General features: G+C 73.5%; 5 protein-coding genes. 2 read left to right on the plus strand and 3 right to left on the minus strand.

What is annotated here, in order from left to right; genetic code table 11:
* Positions 1-142: 142 nt before the first annotated feature.
* Positions 143-685, minus strand: a complete 543-nt coding sequence (locus ACFXA3_RS36750; protein WP_385194551.1) for a hypothetical protein — start codon at positions 683-685, stop codon at positions 143-145.
* Positions 686-975: 290 nt separating this feature from the next.
* On the opposite strand from ACFXA3_RS36750, the gene ACFXA3_RS36755 reads away from it, so the two are divergent.
* On the plus strand, positions 976-1,749 hold the full coding sequence (locus tag ACFXA3_RS36755; protein ID WP_385194554.1) for a type 1 glutamine amidotransferase domain-containing protein: 774 nt from the start codon (positions 976-978) through the stop codon (positions 1,747-1,749).
* 59 nt (positions 1,750-1,808) lie between these two features.
* Here ACFXA3_RS36755 and ACFXA3_RS36760 read toward each other — a convergent pair whose 3' ends face one another.
* Together ACFXA3_RS36760 and ACFXA3_RS36765 are read right to left on the minus strand one after the other, a co-directional pair.
* On the minus strand, positions 1,809-2,804 hold the full coding sequence (locus ACFXA3_RS36760) for an AraC family transcriptional regulator (protein WP_385194556.1): 996 nt from the start codon (positions 2,802-2,804) through the stop codon (positions 1,809-1,811).
* A gap of 32 nt (positions 2,805-2,836) precedes the next feature.
* Positions 2,837-3,391 carry a GNAT family N-acetyltransferase gene (locus ACFXA3_RS36765; protein ID WP_385194559.1) on the minus strand — a complete coding sequence of 185 codons (555 nt, stop codon included), beginning with the start codon at positions 3,389-3,391 and terminating at the stop codon, positions 2,837-2,839.
* 183 nt (positions 3,392-3,574) lie between these two features.
* On the opposite strand from ACFXA3_RS36765, the gene ACFXA3_RS36770 reads away from it, so the two are divergent.
* Positions 3,575-4,327, plus strand: coding sequence for a tRNA-dependent cyclodipeptide synthase (locus tag ACFXA3_RS36770; RefSeq protein ID WP_385194561.1), 753 nt, complete (start codon positions 3,575-3,577; stop codon positions 4,325-4,327).
* The last annotated feature ends 51 nt before the right edge of the window (positions 4,328-4,378 follow it).

Below are 4,378 nucleotides of genomic sequence, written 5' to 3' on the forward strand. Positions count from 1 at the left end.
ATCGTCTGGACCCCCGCGCGCCCGAGCGCGGGGGACCCCCCCCAGGGGGCGGGGGTGTTCAAGGGGGCGCGCGCACGCCGCCGGCCCGGTTCGGCGGGCCGGTCCGTCTCTCGTGCTGGCATGCCGCGACGATAGCCCACGGTCAGGCCCTGCGACCGGCAGCGGCGGCGTTCTGCGCGGCCGGCGCGGGCTGCTGCGCACCCGTCACCATCCGGCTCCGGACGAAGATCGTGGCCAGCCGGGTGACGACCTCGGTCAGGGCCATCAGCACCAGCGCCGTCACCCATGCCTGGGATCCGGTGATGCGGTGGTCCATGCTGAACCGCGCGACGTCGGCCGCGCCGCCGTGGTCGACCCACAGCTGGAAACCGAGCCGGGCGCCCATGCCGATCACCCACAGGGCGGCCGAGACCGCGCCGGCCTTGATCAGGACGTGCCCGTCGGCGCGCCGTATCCGGGTGAAGACGCCGCCGCTGATGCCGAGGGCCGCGCCGACCCCCATGAGCGCGCCGATGAGCACGAGGTCGTTGCCGCCCGTGGGGACGGTGTCGAGGTAGCTGAATCCCACGAAGGTCACGATGCCGAGCGGGAGCAGGTACGACTTCGCGGTCAGCGCGTCTTCGCGCAGCTGCCGGAAGACGATCAGGATGAGGGCGATGTCGGTGATCCATGTGGTCGTGTTCATGCCCTCAAGCCTGCTGTGACCAGGGGCGCGGCGCCTGCACCCACGGGTGGAGACGCGGGTGGAGATCCGCGTGCGGGCCGGCGGGTCAAGGAGATGGCCGCCGGGGTGGATGACCGCGCCAGGGACCGGGCCTAGGGTCGGCACACGGGCCGGGACCACCGGCCGGGACCACCGGGACCACCGGGACCACCCGACGGAACACCGCCCGGGACCCCGGAACGCGCACCGGTTTGCGCACCGCACTGCGCACCGCCCCGGCTCGCCGCCGGACGGACCAGAAGGAGCATGTCGTGATCGTCTTCCTGCTGCCCGCGTCCGGGTACGACCCGACCGAGGCGGCCGTGCCCTGGGCCGCGTTGCGGGACGCCGGTCTCGACGTCCGGTTCGCGACCCCCGACGGCAGGGTCGCGCTCGCCGACCGGCGGCTGACGGACACCGGGTTCTCCTGGCTCTCCCCCTGGCTGATGACGCGGCGCGCGGAGCTGGCGGCGTACGGTCGCCTGACCGAGGATCCCCGGTTCCGCGCTCCGCTGTCCTATGCCGAGGTGGAGCCCGCGCACCTGACGGGACTGTTCGTTCCGGGCGGCCACGCCCCGGGCATGCGCACCCTGCTGGAGGACGCCACCGCACAGCGCCTGTTCGCGCAGGTCTTCACCGCGGGGCTGCCGGTGGGGGCGGTGTGCCACGGCGTACTGCTGGCCGCACGCGCGAAGGACCCCGGAACGGGTCTTTCCGTTCTGCACGGCCGGCGGACGACGGCCCTCACCGCACTGCTGGAGCTGACGGCGTGGAACCTCACCCGGATGTGGCTGGGGCGCTACTACCGCACCTACCGGACCACGGTGCAGGCCGAGGTCACCGCGGCGCTCGCCGACCCGGCCCACTTCCTGGCCGGTCCGCCGCTGCCGGTACGGGACACCGCCGCGCGCCCCGGCCGCGGTTTCACCGTGCGGGACGGCCATTACGTCTCCGCCCGCTGGCCCGGTGACTGCCACCGGCTGGCGGCGGACTACCTCGACCTGGTCCGCTCCCGCCACGCCGACGGTGCTGCGCGGGAGGCGTGAGCCTCGGAGGAAGGCGTGAGTCCCGGCGGAAGGCGTGAGTCCCGGCGGAGGCGTGAGCCTCAGCGGGACGGGCCCTTCCGGGCGCCCCGGTAGGCGCCCGGTGTGATGCCTTCCCAGCGGGTGAAGGCCCGGACGAGGGCCGTCGCCCCGCTCAGCCCGACCTCGGGGGCGATGCGGTCCAGGGGCAGCCCGGTGGTCTCCAGCAGGCGTCCGGCCCGTGCGCGGCGGGCCTCGTCGAGGAGGGCGCGCCAGGAGGTCCCCTCCTCGTGCAGGGCCCTGCGCAGGGTCCGCGGGCTGAGGTGGAGCTCCTCCGCCACGTCGGCGGGCAGCACGCCGTCGAGCGGGGCGTGCTCCAGCCACTGCCGCACGCGGTCGCCGGTCGTCGTGCCCGTTGTCAGCCGGTGCAGGAGGCGGTCGGCGTAGGCGCGGTGCAGGGCGCTGAGTTCCGGGTCGCTCGGGGCGCGGCGGCGGTCGAGGTCCTCGGCGGTGACGGTGACGGCGGTTTCCGCCGCGTCGAAGGTGACGGGGCAGCCGAGGATCCGGGTGTAGGGCTCGGCCGGGCCGGTACGGGCGTGGGTGAAGGACACGGCGAGGGGCGCCCAGTCCTCGCCCGCGATCCACCGGGCGGCCCGCACGATCCCGGCGACGACCGCCTCGACCTGCTGGGGGTGCATGGCCGAGGGGTCCACGGTCGGCCGGTAGCGGACCCGGCCCACGCGGCCGTGGCGGTGCACGGTCACCGCACCGGCCTGGCTCACCAGGGGGTGGTAGCGCGCGGCGGCGTCCGCGGCCTCCGCCAGGCTCTCGCAGGTGAGCACGACGTGGCCCAGGACGTGCAGGTGGCCCGGGCCGATGCGGTCCCCTATGCGGAGTCCGGAGTGCGGGTCCGCGCCGTCCGCACCGATGACCGCGTCCCACACGGCACGCATCTCCGCGTACCGGAGGCGGTCACCGGGCGGGGCCGACGCCTCGAACCCGCCGGCGCCGTCCGCCGTGGCGCCCCGTACGGCGCGGGCGTAACAGGCGGCGACGGTGGACGGATCCGTGCTGGGCATGCCGGCCAGTCAATGCCGGGGAGGGGCCTGCGTCAACCGGCCACGTGGGGTCGGTCCAGGGCCCACGTCTGCAGGGTGTAGGGCCGTCCCTTCTCCTCGCCCTCGATCAGCGGGACGTCGAGCAGGCCGAAGCCCGCCTTGGTGGCGACCGCGACGCTGGCGGCGTTCTCGGCCTCCAGTTCGAGGATCACCCGCTCCACGCCGAGCTGCTCGAAGGCGTACGCGGCCATCACCCGCACCGCCCGTACCGCCAGCCCCCGGCCGCGGTGGGCGGGGCCGACCGCGTAGCCGAGTTCGGTGCCCTCGGGGGCGCGCCGCAGCATCACCTCGCCGAGCGGTGCGTGGCCGTCCTCGGTGATGGCGAGCAGGACGACCGTGCCGTCGGCCCGCATCTGCCGGTCGCGCTCCAGCCGTGCGCGGGCGGCCGCCGCGTCGAAGGGCGAGACCATGGGCGTCCAGTACGCGACGTCGGGGTCGTCGAACAGCGCCGGCATCAGGGCGAGGTCCGCTTCCGTCCAGTCGCGCAGGACGAGTCCCTCCCCGGTGAGCTCCATGCGGTCGGGAAAGGGCGACGTGGTGCTGCTCATGGCGGCTGGACCTCCTGCTGGGTGGACGGCTGGGCAGGATATCCACGGAGTCACCTGCTCCGCTCTTTCGGTCCGCCAGGAAACCCTTGCGTGGCCCGGAGATCGAAGGAACGTTTTTGCGCCGGATGCCATCAGACAGGGCAACCACCCGTACCAGGAACCTCCTTCAGGCGAAAGACCACCGTGGACAACCAGACTTTGACCCCCGCCCCTGCCTCCTCCCCCACCCCCGTGGAGGGCAGGCGCCGGACTCGCTACAGGACCGCCGTCCAGTCGGTCTCCCCCGCGGCCCGCCAGGACACGTTCGACGGCCATGAGGCCTGTTTCCTCGGCGTCAGCCTGGACAACAGCAGCTTCAGTCCCGGCAGGTTCGAGAGCATGGTCAAGTGGGTGTCCCGCCACTACGGCCGCTGCACCGTGCTGATCGGCGACAGCATCCACCGCCTCACCCTGGCCTCGACCCGCGGAATGGACCCCGACCGGGCCCTGGAGCACGCCCTCGATCTGGGCCGCCGGTTCATGGACGCCCAGCAACCGGTCCTCGACGCCCACCGCGCGTCGACCGAATTCACCTTCGTCACGTGCAGCGAGGTCCAGGCGACCGAGGAGTACGAGGAGTTCCACTACGCACTGCGCACCCTGTTCGTCAAGGACGAGGCCTTCCGCGCCTCGGTGGAATCCTTCGGGCGCGCCTACCACGCCAAACACTCCTCCACCGTGAGCGCCGCGGAACTCCAGCAGCGCATCGACACCTCCAGCGCCTACTTCCTCGAAGAGTTCGCCGTGTTCTGCTGCGTCACGCGCCGCGACCTGCCCGTCATGGTCTACCCCGGGCAGTTCGTCACCCTCGACGAGATATCCGCCGGCCTCCACCCGCAGGCCCCCGACGAGCTCCGCGACCTGACCCTCGTCGCGCTGCGCGTCCAGGGCAGGTAGCGGGGCGAGGGCGCCCCCGCCGCCACCGCCCGGCAGCGGCGGGGTCCCTGT

Origin of the sequence: Streptomyces sp. NPDC059456 (genome assembly GCF_042750055.1) — a bacterium.
In the GTDB taxonomy this organism is placed as follows: Bacteria; Actinomycetota; Actinomycetes; order Streptomycetales; family Streptomycetaceae; genus Streptomyces.

Bases quoted from the DNA above. Each gene is read 5' to 3' on its own strand.
- ACFXA3_RS36765 (WP_385194559.1), bottom strand. From the start codon at position 3,391: ATGAGCAGCACCACGTCGCCCTTTCCCGACCGCATGGAGCTCACCGGG.
- ACFXA3_RS36760 (WP_385194556.1), bottom strand. From the start codon at position 2,804: ATGCCCAGCACGGATCCGTCCACCGTCGCCGCCTGTTACGCCCGCGCC.
- ACFXA3_RS36750 (WP_385194551.1), bottom strand. From the start codon at position 685: ATGAACACGACCACATGGATCACCGACATCGCCCTCATCCTGATCGTC.